Source organism: Polynucleobacter sp. AP-Nino-20-G2, from assembly GCF_018688235.1.
Lineage (GTDB): Bacteria > Pseudomonadota > Gammaproteobacteria > Burkholderiales > Burkholderiaceae > Polynucleobacter.
This window is the reverse complement of sequence record NZ_CP061313.1, coordinates 1,003,829-1,018,249: the sequence shown is the minus strand read 5'-3', so window position 1 is coordinate 1,018,249 and position 14,421 is coordinate 1,003,829. Positions and strand designations below refer to the sequence as shown.

17 protein-coding genes and 3 tRNA genes are annotated in these 14,421 nt (G+C 45.2%); 9 read left to right on the top strand and 11 right to left on the bottom strand.

Going from position 1 to position 14,421, the window contains the following annotated elements:
• Window positions 1-2 precede the first annotated feature (2 nt).
• The 3 genes from FD960_RS05310 to FD960_RS05300 all read left to right on the top strand — a co-directional run bounded on the left by FD960_RS05310 (window position 3) and on the right by FD960_RS05300 (window position 2,113).
• On the top strand, window positions 3-791 hold the full coding sequence (locus FD960_RS05310) for a TatD family hydrolase (RefSeq protein ID WP_215297744.1): 789 nt from the start codon (window positions 3-5) through the stop codon (window positions 789-791).
• A complete protein-coding gene (locus FD960_RS05305; RefSeq protein ID WP_215297743.1) occupies window positions 788-1,489 on the top strand; it encodes an ankyrin repeat domain-containing protein in 702 nt (233 codons plus the stop codon). The genes FD960_RS05310 and FD960_RS05305 overlap by 4 nt, the downstream gene beginning before the upstream one ends.
• A 216-nt stretch (window positions 1,490-1,705) precedes the next feature.
• On the top strand, window positions 1,706-2,113 hold the full coding sequence (locus FD960_RS05300) for an ion channel (protein WP_251369737.1): 408 nt from the start codon (window positions 1,706-1,708) through the stop codon (window positions 2,111-2,113).
• On the opposite strand, the gene FD960_RS05295 is transcribed toward FD960_RS05300, so the two are convergent.
• From FD960_RS05295 to hyi, 4 genes are read right to left on the bottom strand one after another with little or no spacing between them, the layout of a single operon-like run.
• On the bottom strand, window positions 2,110-3,087 hold the full coding sequence (locus FD960_RS05295) for a DUF3108 domain-containing protein (RefSeq protein WP_251369736.1): 978 nt from the start codon (window positions 3,085-3,087) through the stop codon (window positions 2,110-2,112). The genes FD960_RS05300 and FD960_RS05295 overlap by 4 nt on opposite strands.
• Window positions 3,088-3,122: 35 nt before the next feature.
• Window positions 3,123-3,710 (bottom strand): YqiA/YcfP family alpha/beta fold hydrolase, encoded by a 588-nt coding sequence (locus FD960_RS05290; protein ID WP_215297741.1) that lies wholly within the window; start codon window positions 3,708-3,710, stop codon window positions 3,123-3,125.
• 9 nt (window positions 3,711-3,719) lie between these two features.
• Complete coding sequence (locus tag FD960_RS05285) at window positions 3,720-4,616, bottom strand: 2-hydroxy-3-oxopropionate reductase (RefSeq protein ID WP_215297740.1); 897 nt, start codon at window positions 4,614-4,616, stop codon at window positions 3,720-3,722.
• A 52-nt stretch (window positions 4,617-4,668) separates the two neighbouring features.
• Window positions 4,669-5,451: a hydroxypyruvate isomerase gene (hyi, locus tag FD960_RS05280; RefSeq protein WP_215297739.1), complete on the bottom strand. Its 783-nt coding sequence runs from the start codon at window positions 5,449-5,451 to the stop codon at window positions 4,669-4,671.
• Between the two features lie 155 nt (window positions 5,452-5,606).
• Here hyi and FD960_RS05275 point away from each other — a divergent pair, with 155 nt between their 5' ends.
• From FD960_RS05275 to FD960_RS05265, 3 genes are all read left to right on the top strand, one after another.
• Entirely contained in the window at window positions 5,607-6,209 is a 603-nt protein-coding gene (locus tag FD960_RS05275) for a hypothetical protein (RefSeq protein ID WP_215297738.1), read from the top strand.
• Window positions 6,210-6,239: 30 nt separating this feature from the next.
• A complete protein-coding gene (locus tag FD960_RS05270) occupies window positions 6,240-7,073 on the top strand; it encodes a M48 family metallopeptidase (RefSeq protein ID WP_251369735.1) in 834 nt (277 codons plus the stop codon).
• A 193-nt stretch (window positions 7,074-7,266) separates the two neighbouring features.
• Entirely contained in the window at window positions 7,267-8,037 is a 771-nt protein-coding gene (locus FD960_RS05265; RefSeq protein ID WP_215297737.1) for a MipA/OmpV family protein, read from the top strand.
• Between the two features lie 78 nt (window positions 8,038-8,115).
• Here the strand turns inward: FD960_RS05265 and FD960_RS05260 are convergent, their stop codons facing one another.
• Window positions 8,116-8,358: a hypothetical protein gene (locus FD960_RS05260; protein ID WP_215297736.1), complete on the bottom strand. Its 243-nt coding sequence runs from the start codon at window positions 8,356-8,358 to the stop codon at window positions 8,116-8,118.
• An 81-nt stretch (window positions 8,359-8,439) separates the two neighbouring features.
• Window positions 8,440-8,901: a DUF4118 domain-containing protein gene (locus FD960_RS05255; RefSeq protein ID WP_215297735.1), complete on the bottom strand. Its 462-nt coding sequence runs from the start codon at window positions 8,899-8,901 to the stop codon at window positions 8,440-8,442.
• Between the two features lie 45 nt (window positions 8,902-8,946).
• Here FD960_RS05255 and FD960_RS05250 point away from each other — a divergent pair, with 45 nt between their 5' ends.
• Both FD960_RS05250 and FD960_RS05245 read left to right on the top strand, forming a co-directional pair.
• Window positions 8,947-9,825 carry a carboxylesterase gene (locus FD960_RS05250; protein ID WP_215297734.1) on the top strand — a complete coding sequence of 293 codons (879 nt, stop codon included), beginning with the start codon at window positions 8,947-8,949 and terminating at the stop codon, window positions 9,823-9,825.
• Window positions 9,826-9,838: 13 nt separating this feature from the next.
• Window positions 9,839-11,059 (top strand): TolC family protein, encoded by a 1,221-nt coding sequence (locus FD960_RS05245; RefSeq protein WP_215297733.1) that lies wholly within the window; start codon window positions 9,839-9,841, stop codon window positions 11,057-11,059.
• Window positions 11,060-11,184: 125 nt separating this feature from the next.
• On the opposite strand, the gene FD960_RS05240 is transcribed toward FD960_RS05245, so the two are convergent.
• From FD960_RS05240 to gltX, 5 genes are all read right to left on the bottom strand, one after another.
• Window positions 11,185-11,481 carry a hypothetical protein gene (locus FD960_RS05240; protein ID WP_215300486.1) on the bottom strand — a complete coding sequence of 99 codons (297 nt, stop codon included), beginning with the start codon at window positions 11,479-11,481 and terminating at the stop codon, window positions 11,185-11,187.
• 88 nt (window positions 11,482-11,569) lie between these two features.
• Window positions 11,570-11,646: transfer RNA gene (locus FD960_RS05235), tRNA-Asp, on the bottom strand.
• A 60-nt stretch (window positions 11,647-11,706) separates the two neighbouring features.
• A tRNA-Glu gene (locus tag FD960_RS05230) sits at window positions 11,707-11,782 on the bottom strand.
• Between the two features lie 41 nt (window positions 11,783-11,823).
• Window positions 11,824-11,899, bottom strand: a tRNA-Ala gene (locus FD960_RS05225).
• Between the two features lie 81 nt (window positions 11,900-11,980).
• Window positions 11,981-13,381 carry a glutamate--tRNA ligase gene (gene gltX / locus FD960_RS05220; protein WP_215300484.1) on the bottom strand — a complete coding sequence of 467 codons (1,401 nt, stop codon included), beginning with the start codon at window positions 13,379-13,381 and terminating at the stop codon, window positions 11,981-11,983.
• Window positions 13,382-13,452: 71 nt separating this feature from the next.
• Between gltX and FD960_RS05215 the strand changes: the two genes are divergently transcribed.
• Entirely contained in the window at window positions 13,453-14,418 is a 966-nt protein-coding gene (locus FD960_RS05215; protein ID WP_215300482.1) for an Hsp33 family molecular chaperone HslO, read from the top strand.
• Window positions 14,419-14,421 lie beyond the last annotated feature (3 nt).

Below are 14,421 nucleotides of genomic sequence, written 5' to 3'. Positions count from 1 at the left end.
TCATGTTTATAGACTCGCATTGCCACCTCGATTTCCCTGAATTCCAAACTCGACTCCCTGAGGTTTTGGCCAATATGGCCGCCGCTAAAGTAAGTCATGCGCTTTGTGTTTCAGTGGATATTCCAGATTTCCCCAAGGTTCTTCAATTGGCAGAAGATCATCCTCATTTATATGCATCTGTCGGGGTTCACCCAGACTATGAAGATACTCCTGAGCCTAGCTTTGAATTTCTCGTTGAACAGGCTAAGCATCCCAAGATCATCGCAATTGGCGAGACGGGTTTAGATTACTACCGAATGGGTGATAGATCTTATGAATCTATGGAGTGGCAAAGAGAGCGCTTTCGAGTGCATATTCGAGCATCTATCGCCTCTAAGAAACCATTAATCATTCACACCAGATCTTCATCTGAAGATACCCTGAGGATCCTCAAAGAGGAGGGCGCAAATCAAATTGGCGGGGTAATGCATTGCTTTACAGAGAGTGCTGAAGTAGCAAAAGCGGCCATTGATATGGGCTTCTTCATCTCATTTTCTGGAATTGTGACTTTTAAGAGCGCTAAGGACCTGCAGGCCACCTGCAAAGCGGTTCCCTTGGAGCGTATGCTGATCGAGACAGATTCCCCATATTTGGCGCCAATTCCATATCGAGGCAAGACTAATGAGCCTGCCTGGGTATCTAAAGTCGGTGAATTTATCGCCGACCTTAAAGAAGTTTCGGTTGAACGGCTTGCCGCACAAACTTCTAATAATTTTTTTAAATGTTTTCATATAGATAGAGCGATTTCATGAGAAATTCTTTCAAATTTATTTTCGCGGCTAACGCTGTATGTATCTTCATTTCCAGCTTGGTCCTGGCTCAAACTGCCGATCAAATTGCTGACTTCACGAAGGCGGCAAAGTTCGATGATGCTTCCGAAGTGAAGTCTCTAATTTCAGCGGGGGTTAGCCCGAATACGCTGGATCCAAACGGCAATCCGATGATGATTATTGCCATTAGGGATAAGTCGTTTAAGGTTGTCGATCTTTTGCTTGCGGATAAGGCTACTAACGTCAATTTAAGCAATAAAAGTGGCGAAACCCCTCTGATGATGGCCTCTATTGAAGGTGAATTGCCATTAGTCGAGACTTTAGTGCTCACCAAGAAGGCTGACGTTAATAAAACAGGCTGGGCACCGTTACATTACGCATGTACGACAGGAAAGCTTGATGTAGCCAAATTTTTGATTGCTAATGGCGCCATGGTAAATGCTTTGAGCCCAAGTGACACAACACCTTTAATGATGGCCGTCAGTTCTGGCAATGAACTCCTCATTAAATATCTTTTAGACAATGGCGCGGATTTGCGAATGCGTAATCATGAAGGTTACTCTGCAATTGATGTGGCGGAGCTTTTTAGTAAATCCGATATTCGTGACGGTTTACTGGCTAGATGGCAGAAGCTATATAAACAGCCATATCCAGGCGGCCCAAAGAAGTTTGGCTCATAAGAACATATTCGCAATTTGCGTATAATAATTATTATGTCAAACAAGAAATGTCACTTAGTAAGCAATACCCCGCAGGGATAGCAAATGTATATTCTTGATCACTTTACCGGTCTACCCGGGTTTCACAACTTACCCAGTTTCAGCGTCTTATTCACTGAGATCAATACGGACATGGGAAACAGTGAAATTTGGTTTGTGCTTGTACTGGCGTGCCTGATGCTGACACTTCATGGCGTTGCGGTACTAATGATTGCAGGCGCATTTCACTGGCTAGACAGAAAGCTAGAAAATAGACGAGTTTATGGGGCTAATTTTCTATCCTATTTCATAGCGATCTTGCTGATTATTGCCAGCCACTTAATTGAAATTGTTGCCTGGTCTTATATTTGTGTGGCATTGCAGGTTTTTCCCACAAATCCACAGACCTTTTACTTTGCTGGTGAAATGTACACAACGGTTGGTTATGGGGATTACACGCTTTCTGAGCGCTGGAGAATCCTTCCAATCATCATCTCCTTCTCTGGCATCTTCGCTGTATCAATGTCTGGAGCGGCCCTGTATTCAATGATGGGCGCCTTACTCAATCGATCCAACCCAAATCCAAAATCGGGTTCCGACATTTAATTTAGTAGTCTGGCCTTATCAATCGGTGCTTTTTGCCTGAATATCAGCTCTACGACCCTACCATTTGACTCGCGTGATCTAATGCGCCCTGGAAGCCAATCTAGGTCTCTAGCAAGCCAAATGTCGACCTGTCGCTTGTAGGGATCATTTTCACGCTGCATGAGGGCGTAATGACGATTTACCGTCTTTCCTAGGCTTGGTATGTCCTCAGACTCCAATTCACCGTAGCTCTTAAATTGCCACATCTCCAAGGTGTTGTAGTCAACGACTGGTAGCGCTTTGATTGAGCCGGCTTCATCGATCTGATTGCTACCGTTCAAAAGAGAGGCAAATTGAAACATCAGACTAAAGCGATCTTGAGTTCCGGGAAGTAAATCCGGAGTAAATTCCGGCTTCTCAGAAAAGAACATCTTCCCCGCCCCTTTTGGATCTCGATCAAAACGGGAATATCGAGGGGGCTTAGTACCACGTTGAGTCCAGTAAATTGATGGGGCAAGTCCATAGGCGTCCACAGAGCCGCGAGACTCAAATACAAATGGGCCAACTAGCGCATAAGGAATATTGACATAAAGACGATAGTTTCTTCCATCGGTCACCCAATCCAATTGACCTGTTTGATAAAGCTGACCATCAACAAATGCGTCGTAATACAAAGTGCTCGACTCTGGCAATATAAATGCTTGACCAGATTGATTGCCGAGCGCTCCACCCTGCTCCGCCTCCATTGGTTGATTGATGGTCTTGGCTGCGTTGGTGCTCGATGTCTTTGGCGGTAATTTCTTTTTTGGCTTGGCTGATAGTTGAATCTTTTGGGGGGGTTCAACCCGAATATCAGTTTTGATAATCAAATCTTCTGGAACTGGTGGTGGAGTCCTAAATGAAATAAAAGGAATACCAAAGAACAAAATAAGATGCCCAGCAATGGAGAGGAAGATTGCAGAAATAACTATCCACAATGAGTTTCTGCGAATCACATCGAACTGCTTTATCGGTTGATATCTCAAAAAAATTATGGCTTGATAAAGTCTATAACGAAAGGTAGGTATTTGGCGTAATCAGCAATACCGTGGTCACTTCCCTCTAGAACAAGTTGCTTTGCTCCCGCATAAAAGGCAACCATCTCTTTCCAATCAAGTAACTCATCGCCTTTGGCTGCAATTAAAAAATAGCGCTCAGGAGATGTGATGCAATTTACCTGCAGGGCCCTCAACTCATCAATATATTCAGACTTAAAATCAAACGGCTCATCACTGTCATATGCGGTCATTAAGCCCACATGCGGCTCCAACTCCCTAGCAGCAAAAACTGCAGGGTTAAGTACAACGCCTTTGCATTGATATTTTTCAGCAAGGTAATTGGTGTAAAAGCCGCCCAAAGAAGATCCAATAACGACAATGCGATCGGCATGTGCTTGGTCTATGTAAGCGGTAACCATATCCATGCTCTCTTTAGGGGAGGCGAGCAATTGAAGGCAATACCATTCATATGCATTTTCAGCGGATGAAAGCGCCCTCACCGCTTCCCTCGTCAGCATTGCTTTAGAGGAATTTGGCGAAGAGCGAAAGCCGTGGAGATAGACTAATAAGGTTTTTGTCATAAACGCCTGTTAACTTTTTTGGCCAATTTCAAAATCTGCCATCTTTTCTAGCGCTTTAACCATAGCAGAGTGATCCCAAGATTTACCATCGTGAGCTGAACAGGAATTAAATAATTCTTGCGCAGTGGCTGTGTTCGGTAATGAAACCCCTAACGCTCTAGCGCTACTCAACGCTAAATTCAAATCCTTCTGATGAAGCTCAATTCTGAATCCGGGATCAAATGTTCTTTTGATCATGCGCTCACCATGAACCTCAAGAATCTTTGAGCTTGCAAAGCCGCCCATTAATGCTTCGCGAACTTTCGAGGGGTCTGCGCCTGCTTTTGCCGCAAAGACCAATGCTTCTGCAACCGCTTCAATATTGAGGGCAACGATAATTTGGTTGGCCACTTTGGTAATTTGACCAGCCCCATTTCCACCTACCAGGGTAATGTTCTTACCCATTAATTCGAACACAGGCTTAACTCTCGCAAAAGCCTCATCACTTCCGCCCACCATAATCGTTAAGGTTGCACCCTTTGCGCCTAATTGACCACCAGAAACAGGCGCATCAAGATATTCGCAACCAAGCGCATTAATTTTCTTTGCAAAATCTTTTGTGGCGATAGGAGAGATTGAGCTCATATCAATTACCACCTTACCCTTAGTGAGGGTTGAAGCAATACCATTTGCTCCAAACAGCACCTTCTCCACATCAGGAGTATCCGGCACCATGGTGATAATAATGTCCGCCTTCTGGACCACTTCCGCAGGAGAGCTGCAAATAATAGCGGCAGTACTAGCGAGCTCTTCTGGAACTTTGCTGCGAGTATTAATAAATACCTCATGGCCGGCAGCTATCAAATGGCCTGCCATTGGTGCACCCATGATGCCCAATCCTACAAAGCCTAACTTTAATTTACTCATGAATTTACCCTTCTTTTATCTTTGTATTTTTTAACTTAATCATTACCGATTCTTATAGCTGTTCGTATTTGCCCATCCAAGCAAGGCCAGCCTCAGTAGATTTCAAAGGCTTATATTCGCAGCCTACATAGCCTGCATAGCCCAGCCTATCAAATAAATCAAAGAGGTATTCATAATTAATTTCACCAGTGCCGGGCTCATTGCGGCCGGGGTTATCGGCCAACTGAATATGCGCAATGCGATTGAAGTGTTTTTGAATCGTATTGGACAGCTCACCTTCCATACGCTGAGCATGATAGATGTCGTATTGCAAGAAAGCATTCTCCGCACCAACCTCATTCAGGATTTCTATACCTTGTTCGGTTTTAGATAAGAAGAAGCCGGGAATGTCAAAGGTATTAATCGGCTCAATGAGGAGTTTGAGGCCCACTTTTTGAAGCTCTAATGCGGCGAAGCGAAGATTGCTCACAAAAGTTTCATGTAAAACTTTTCGATCAACCCCTTCCGGCACCTTACCAGCCAGGCAATTTAACTGAGGAACCCCTAGCGTTGTAGCATATTCAATAGCCTTGGCTACGCCAGCACGAAACTCTTCAATACGATCAGGTAAGCAGGCTATCCCTCGCTCCCCTGAATCCCAGTCACCAGCAGGCAAATTGTGCAAAACCAACTTCAGTGCATTGTTATCCAAAGCTGATTTGATATCGTTAACATCAAAGGCGTAAGGAAAAAGAAATTCGACCGCCTTAAATCCGCCAATCCTGGCTAGTGCAAAGCGCTCCAAAAATGGTTGCTCGGTAAACAGCATTGTGAGGTTGGCGGCAAAACGGGGCATATGAATCCTTTTGTTGCATGAATGGGGTTAAGAATCTGATCTTATCAAAGAAGACATTAAATTTCCTTGAAGGCGACCGGGTGCGGCTTAATATCAAAATATCGCCAAAAATACGCTAATATCACACGAGAAATACTTAAAAAATAAGGAAAGTTATGAAAATTAAGTTCGCTCCAATCTCATTGGTGACCACAGCACTTTTGGCAAGCCCTTTTTTTGCGCTGGCGCAATCTGTCAATAACACTAAGCCGATTGTTGTCGATGCGGCCGTAACTGACAATGTATTCGAACTGTATGAAGGTGTCGTTAGCAAAATTGACAAAAAAACTCGCACTATCTATTTCAACAATAATGAAGGCGAATCAAAATTTGTAGCAGGTCCTGAGATTAAAAATTTCGACCAGATTAAAAAAGGCGATCGTTTAAATGTTACTTATGAGCTAGCTGTAGCTATCGAGCTCATTAAAACCAAGAGTGACGGCATTCGTAGCAAGGTAGAAACATCTTCTGAGACCGCATCCAAAAACGGCGAAAAACCTTCTCGCACGATTTCCAACACAACAACCATTATTGCGGACATCGTAGATGTGGAACGCGCTAAAAAGTTAGTATCAGTTAAAGGACCAAGCGGCAAAGTTACCGTGGTAACCGTTAAAAATCCACAGCTATTGGCTGATGTAAATATTGGTGAGCAAGTCAAGGTTGTCTACTATGATGCGATGGCCGCATCCATTAGCGCGCCAAAGAAAAAGCAATAAAACTATAAAACAGTCAAGGCAAGGATTCAGTTGGATATCCGCATCTATTGGATCCTTGCGGCGACTGCCCTGCTCTCGGCATGCGCCAATACTACCCGCCCCGGAACAGTCGGCATCAATCGATCTCAATTTATGATGGCTTCTGCCGATGAAGTCAATCGCCTTTCAGCGACAAGTTATAACGAGCAAAATCAAAAAGCAAAAGAGAAAAACATATTAGTCACTTCGGGCTCCACCTATGATCGCCTGAAGGTTGTGGCAAATAGACTGATTCCACAAACTGAAGCATTTCGCGACGATACGAAGCAATGGGATTGGCGTCTGACACTAATTGAAGCGCCAACATTAAATGCCACCTGCGCACCAGGCGGAAAGATTACTTTTTATACGGGAATAATTGAGCAGCTTAATCTCAATGATGATGAGATTGCGGCAATCATGGGGCATGAAATTGCTCATGCATTAAGAGAGCATGGCAGGGAGCGAGTCTCGCAAGCGGCTGCGCAAAATATACTGGTGAGCATTGCTATGGCGGTAGCTGGTCCATATGGCTCTGCTGTCAGCGCCGCTAACCAGGTAGCGCAATACGCAATTGTTTTACCAAACTCAAGAGAGAATGAATCCGAGGCGGATGCAATTGGTATGGAACTCGCAGCAAGAGCTGGCTATAACCCCCAAGGGGCTATCAGCGTCTGGCAGAAGATGATTACAGCAACAAAGGATAAGAGTTCCCCAGAATTTCTGTCCACACACCCCTCTGGAGAAACCAGAATCGAACAACTTAATGCCCTTATGCCAGCAGTAGAGCCATTGTATGCGGCGGCCCTTAAGCCTAAGGTCACTATGGGGAAAACCAGAAACTAACACTTACCGTCCCATGATCGACTTGCATGTATCTATCATGAGCTGACAATACACTTTGTTTAAAAGTTAGAGACTTACGTTGCGAATATGACTACTAACTCAGGTATCCTAGAAACATTAATCAATTGAAGCTCTGAAAAAAAGACAAGCCTCTCTACACTTAGCCCCAACAATACGACTGAATCAATTCAATATGAACCAAATAATACGAATTCTGACTTTGTTCGCTGTCTGTGTAATGAGTGTGCCTGCACACTCAGAGGCTGAATTCCCCGATGGACTACCGGACCGTATTGTTGGGGATATTGGTGCCGCAGTCTACACATCAAATTTACATATTGGAACCGAAGGAACTCAATCACTTGTCCTTCCCTATGCATTTTTTGACTATCAACGTTTTTTCGTGCGTATTGATGAAGTTGGTATTAAAACCTTCAAAATGGGCTATGGTTATTTTGAGATCGTTGGAAAAGTCAGTCTTGACTCCTACAAGATTAAATCGCCTTATAACAATAATTCAATCAACAATAGTGATCCCATTCCACTGGGTTTTGGAACCCTACAGGAAACTCCGGTTGGGTCGATATTCTTGAATGCGTATCATGACTTTGGAAAATCCAAAGGGGCCTTGTATGAATTACTTTACTTTGCTGAAATCGAAACAGTTAAAAAGATCATCATCTACCCTCAATTGGGCATTGAACGCCAATCCTCTCAGTTCGCCAACTATTACTATGGCCTAAGCTCCGGGCAAGCTAGCGCAACAGGATATTCAGCCTATACAGCGCCCGCTACCAATAATTTATTAGCAGGAATGCTAATAGAGGTCCCGATCGTAGACGACTGGTATTTAAATGTGTACGCAAAACGAAAGTGGATGGGTGCCGGCATCAATAGCAGTCCAGTAATGAACAAATCATTTCAGGACAACATATTCGCAGCCGTTGCATATAGATTTAAATAAGGCGTAAAGCCATGGGACACACCAGTTGCCTAAATAACTGACTTCAAAGACGAAAACAGCGCTAGCAAGGGCTAAGGGCTATTTTTTAGTCTGTTGAGGGGTTGAATTATTTGTTGGCGGAGTGGCAGGCTGGGTTTTCGGTCCAGCAGTAGGTGCTGGCCCCTTAGGAGCGGGTCCAGATGCCGGCCCTGCAGGACGATTGTTTTGAGTAGCCCCAGCAGAAGTTGGAGAAGATTTTTCAAAAGGATTAAAGCCGAGACCAGCTGCGCCCGCAGGCAAAGCCAAGCAAAAGGTGAGGAAAAATCCTAGAAATCTACACATCCTTAGATTCTCACACAATTTTCCTCAAATTGCATTAACCAGCGACTGAAAAGTAATAAATGCGGCCCAAGAAGCAATTGACTAGGTTTTGCCGTGAGAAATAGTATTTTGGGCTTTTTTTAGAGAAGAGCTAGCCTCACTTAACAGCTGAAAATTGCTGTTACTTACGTTGGTCAGCAATATTGCTTTATAGCGCTCCCTCTGAAGCCATTCAACAACCCCAACGGCAATAAATGCAATCAGGATATAAGACAGGAAAACAAATGAATCCTGAGGTGTTGGGGTATCGAATGAGTCAAAGGGGGGTACAAAGAAAAAGAAGGCTAAAGGAACTGAGAGCACAATCGTAAGCAAGCTTGGCACATACCCGTAAAAAAGCGCGATCAAGATTGTATTGAGGATAAAGAAGGTCATTGGGATATTGCCCTGCAAAAAAATATGCAGGCTATAGCGTATGGAAAAAGCCACAAAAACCCCAAATACCGCAAAAAAATAGGCCTCAGCACCACTTCTTGCCCAACGCTTCGAATTTTTTATTTTCATGAGTAATAATGAGGTTCTATAAAAATATGGGCTTTAATGCACCCAATGACAGTAATTGCAGATCAACCGGATCGATACGAGACATTCTATCAAGGTAATTCAGGGCACGCGGTAGTGCTTTTGCACGGCCTTTGCGGTTCAGAGTTAGAGTTGGGAGCGATTCCTAGATTATTGCGCCAATCTGGGCATACTTATGCCATTCCCAAAATTCTGGGCTACTCTGCCCACACTGGCGCCAGTGATTTCACCGACTGGATCGAGGCCGTTGATCAGTTCGTCATTGACCTGGGACAAACCCATAAATCCGTTTCTTTAGTTGGGCTAAGCATGGGAGCCACCCTTGCACTTGCAGTCGCCAGTCGAAACTCGTCCATCCAGAGCATCTCCTTACTGTCACCAGTTCTGCTTTTTGATGGGTGGTCCATACCCTGGTACCACCCTTTCCTTTCGCTCGTTTACCGCCTAGGGATCAGGAATTGGCATTACAAAGAAGTCGAACCCTTTGGAGTTAAAAATAAAGAGTTGCGTCGCCATATTCAAAAGGCCGTTATGGCAAATGCTGTTAGCGAGCTTGGAGCGGCCCACCTCCCCGCAAAAAATCTCTACCAGTCACTACGACTCATCAGCGCTACCAAAAAGAATTTGAGTGACATTACCTCGGATGCATTAATCATTCATGCTATCGATGATGAAACCGCCTCCCCCAAAAATCCTAATTTAATTTTGAGCGGCATTAGCTCAGAAACTCGTCGCATGATTTGGCTTGGCAACTCCTATCATATGATTACCGTCGATAATGAGCGTGAAATCGTGGCCAATGAAGTAAATGGGTTCATTGGGCGATCCATCCAAAAAACTGAGCTAGTTGAGCGTTTCAATATTGAAACCCCTAGTCTGATCATTAAGAATAGAAATGAGCGGTAGACCGACAATAAAGATGGGGGCAATTAAAGCGCTTCTCGCTTCTGCCTGCCTTTTGCCTTGCATCTCTTCCGGACAAACGCTTCCACCTTTTAAAGTGTCCGACACCACATACCAAACCATGACATTAAGCACCTACCTGAACGAGCTTAATGAAAAGAATCCAGCCTTAAGAGCGAAAAAGCTAACGGCCGATTCAGCAGCTTCGACGGCAAAACAAGCCGGGATGCCGTATTTGAGTCCCATATTGACCTACGCCCGTGGAAGCGTCTACACCCAAGCGCCCTATACTGGCTATACAAATCCAGCATCAAACACAGTTGGAGCCACAGTTACTGTTGAGGGTTGGGGGAAGCGCTCTGCGAGAGAGGCATACGCACAATCTGAGGCTAATAGGCATCTAGCGGAGATGATCGTTGAAACACGCTCCGTAGAAACCCAGGCGATATTTAATTACATCGATGCGCTAAGAACAAAGTTGCTTTGGCAATCCTATCAATCAGCCATTGACAAATTGAGCGCCTACAAGGGTCAAGATGTAAGCTCACATAAAACAGAATTCTTAGCAGCCCAAAAAGTACTTGCTAACGATTTAAAATACTATTCATATGGCTTGGTGAACTTTCTAGGAAATCCAAATCAACCGTTGCCTTTGCCGGTTGGTATGTTGAATATTCCTCCGCAAAAATTCACGACTAAAGATCTCGTTGAGCGAGCGCAGGACAATAGAGCGGATCTAACATCGAGCAAGGCCTCCATTGAATCTGCTGCCGCAAATTTAGAAATGGTGAAGGCCGGGAAAAACCCCGATTTTTTACCAGGCCTGTATTACACAGAGACTCCACCCTACTCCTCAAACGGAGTTGGTTATGGCGCCCAAAAATCTTTTAGCTTTTTGCTTTCTATTCCATTGGGCAATGGACTCTTGAATGATTCTGATTTGATTGCCGCTTCAAACACGGTTGCTGAACAAGAGGTAAATTTAGTTGCAGCTAAAACTAAAATTGTTACTGAGATAAATCAAACCTATTTACAGTATCAAGCTGCCAAAGATCGTCTTGAGACTGCAGCAGCTTCATATAGTCAGGCAAAGCCTTCCCAAAACTTAGGCTTGCAAGGATTGCTCAAATTTCGTGAAGCAGAATATGAACTTATTGATGCACGCACCGTGCATGCTAAAACTCTGATACTGTTGCAAAGATTAAGCGGTGATTTTGACGTACCTAATTTGAATTAAATATCTTTAGAGGTAGCCATGAAAGCGAGCAAAAAGCGCTTGAGAATTTATCTAATGTCGTCAGCCCTACTGGTAAATTGCCCGCTAGTTGATGCAGTTCAACAAACAGAGCAAGCAAAGCTAGCTCAGCAACAACAAGCCGCTGCAAAAGCGACTGCAGCCGCAAAAGTGGCAGCTAACTCAAAGACAACAACAGCAGCCATCTCCGTTGCCAGCAAAATCACCGCCACCACTTCTGCAATATCGACCGCCAAGACGGCAACCAGCACCCCAGCAACCACTACTGCCAATAAAGCGCCTGTAAACAACGCAAGCGTACCAAATGCTAAAAGCGTAGCCGCTAGCAAAAAAATCTTGCAGATAGATGGGTCAAAAGAATCCTCACAATCAGTTGGAATCAGCGGGCCAACTGATGGCGGCAATTATGTAAGCGCTTCACCTACCGGACAATGAGGCTCTGAGTGAGCTGATGAAATAGAAAGAGCCCTTTTAAAGGGCTCTTTTATAAATTGGCGGAGCGGACGGGACTCGAACCCGCGACCCTCGGCGTGACAGGCCGATATTCTAACCAACTGAACTACCGCTCCAAATGCAACGATCGCTACTTGTGTCACTTAATGCTACTACTCACAACTAGCCAATAAACTTGGCGTCCCCAGGGGGATTCGAACCCCCGTACTCACCGTGAAAGGGTGATGTCCTAGGCCTCTAGACGATGGGGACCTGGACTACTACAAAAACTAAGTACCGCTATTCTAAATGCTTGGTGGAGATAAGCGGGATCGAACCGCTGACCTCTTGCATGCCATGCAAGCGCTCTCCCAGCTGAGCTATACCCCCGTAATCTCGCTATAAATCTACAAGACACTCAAAACAATCCAAGATTTTATCCTACTTTTGCCCGACTACGCAAATTCTAAATTAGACCACCTTAGAAAGGCGCTCTACAACCTCATTCTTACCAAGCACAACCAAGACAGAATCAATGGCTGGCGTCTGCGTGGTCGCAAATAAGGCATAGCGAACCGGCATAGCCAACGCTGGCATTTTAATTTGATGCTTCGCTAGGACAGCCTTAAATACACCCGCATAAGCAGTTTTTGAATGCTCCGCTGACTTTACAGCTTCAATTAAATCTTTTAGCGCCGGAATGATTTCTTGAGGGATATTTGCGGCAATTTGATCAGCGCTATGCATCGGCGCCGGCAAATAAAACAGCTTGGCGCCCTCCGCTATCTCAATCAAAGTATTGGCGCGATCCTTTAATAAGGTGACAACATCAACAAAGTTGGGCCCTTTTTCGGTATCAATGCCCAGCTCATGCGCAAACGGCTTAGTCAATTCAGCTAACTGCACTGGATCAGCATTCTGGATGTATTGATGGTTTAACCAGAGCAATTTTTCTGGATTGTGTTGTGCTGGCGAGCGGCCAAGGCTATCTAAATCAAACCAATTCACAAACTGCTCCTTGCTAAATACCTCAGCATCGCCATGAGACCAGCCCAAACGCGCCAAGTAATTTAGGATTGCTTCTGGCAGGTACCCTGCCTTTTGGTAATCGCGCACACTCATTGCGCCATTACGCTTACTCATCTTTTCACCAGAATCATTTAATACAGTCGGCAAATGCGCATAAACCGGCGGTGTACCACCCAAAGCCTTCATGATGTTAATTTGACGCGGAGTATTGTTCACGTGATCATCACCACGAATGACGTGGGTAATATTCATATCCAAATCATCGACAACGACGCAGAAGTTATATGTAGGTGTGCCATCAGAGCGAGCAATCACCAAATCATCTAATTCGTCATTGCTAATCTCAATTTGACCTTTCACCGCATCCTGCCAGATTACCGACCCACCAATGGGGTTCTTAAAGCGAATAACAGGCAAAACACCCTCAGGGACTGCTGGAAGTTCTTTACCTGGCTCCGGCCTCCATAAGCCGTTATAGCGGGGCTTTTCTTTATTGGCCATCTGCTGATCGCGTAATGCATTGAGGTCATCCTCGCTCATATAGCAAGGGTAGGCCAAGCCAGCATCAAGCATTTCCTTAACAACCTCGCGATAGCGGTCAATGCGCTGCATTTGATAGATGGGCCCCTCGTCTAAATCCAAGCCAAGCCAAGCCATTCCCTCAATAATCACATCCACCGCTTCTTGGGTGGAGCGCTCAAGGTCCGTATCCTCAATCCGAAGAATGAAGTCGCCTTTATTGTGGCGCGCAAATGCCCATGGATATAAGGCGCTACGAAGGTTTCCCAAATGTATAAAGCCCGTGGGACTGGGGGCGAAGCGTGTACGTATATGCATAACCATCATTATCTCAGGTAAGCCCAAAATTGAGCCAAATGTCGCGCAATTATGGAAAACCGTGGATACTTTCACCTATGAATGAACTACTCGTATTTATGTGTGATGGCGCTCCGGTCCGCGGGGAGATTGTCTCTATCGGCAGCGCCTGGCAGGCAGTTTTGGAGCGACGCAACGACCCCCCTGTTGTTAGACGTATCCTTGGTGATTTTGTGGGTGCAGCCACCCTACTCAGTGCTAGCCTTAAATTCGATGGGACCTTAATTATTCAAGCCCAAAGCAAGGGACCCATTCAACTCTTGGTTGTGGAATGCAAGTCTGATCTCACAATGCGGGCCACCGTGAAGCTCTCGGTAGAAGCAGAAAGCATTGATCCTAATGCTACGCTTGGCGAGCTATTGGACGCAGAAAATACCGGGCGCCTTGTCATCACCCTAGATCCAGCGGATCGCCAGCCAGGTCAACCTCCTTACCAGGGAATTGTCGCCCTGCAAGAACATCGTGGCACGGTTATCAAACCAGTAGCTAGTGCCGCCGAAGCAATTGCTTTGTATATGCAGAATTCTGAACAGTTAGATACACGTATCTGGCTCGCCTCTAATGAGACGCATGTAGGCGGCCTCCTGTTGCAACGTTTGCCAGATTCAGGGGGGCATGCCCATCTTGACCCTCAAGTAGCTGCTGAAGGTTGGACGCGCATTCAAACCCTTGGCGAAACGATTACCCCGGAAGAGCTGCTCACCCTGCCGCCGCAGACCATTCTGCGCCGTCTATTTCTCGAGGAGTCGGCAGAAAATGGAGTTAGAAGTTTTCCTTCCCGCCCTATTCAGTTTGCTTGTCGCTGCTCACGCGCAAAGGTTGCAGATGTCCTCAGAATGCTGGGAGAACAAGAAGTTGAAAGCATTCTGGCGGAACGCGGATCTGTTGAAACAGAGTGCGATTTTTGCGCAAAAGCCTATCATTTTGATGTTGTAGATTGTCGTCAGGTATTTAAAACGGATCTACTAGCGGATGCAACAAGGCCGCCATCAAGCGGCCATTAAAGG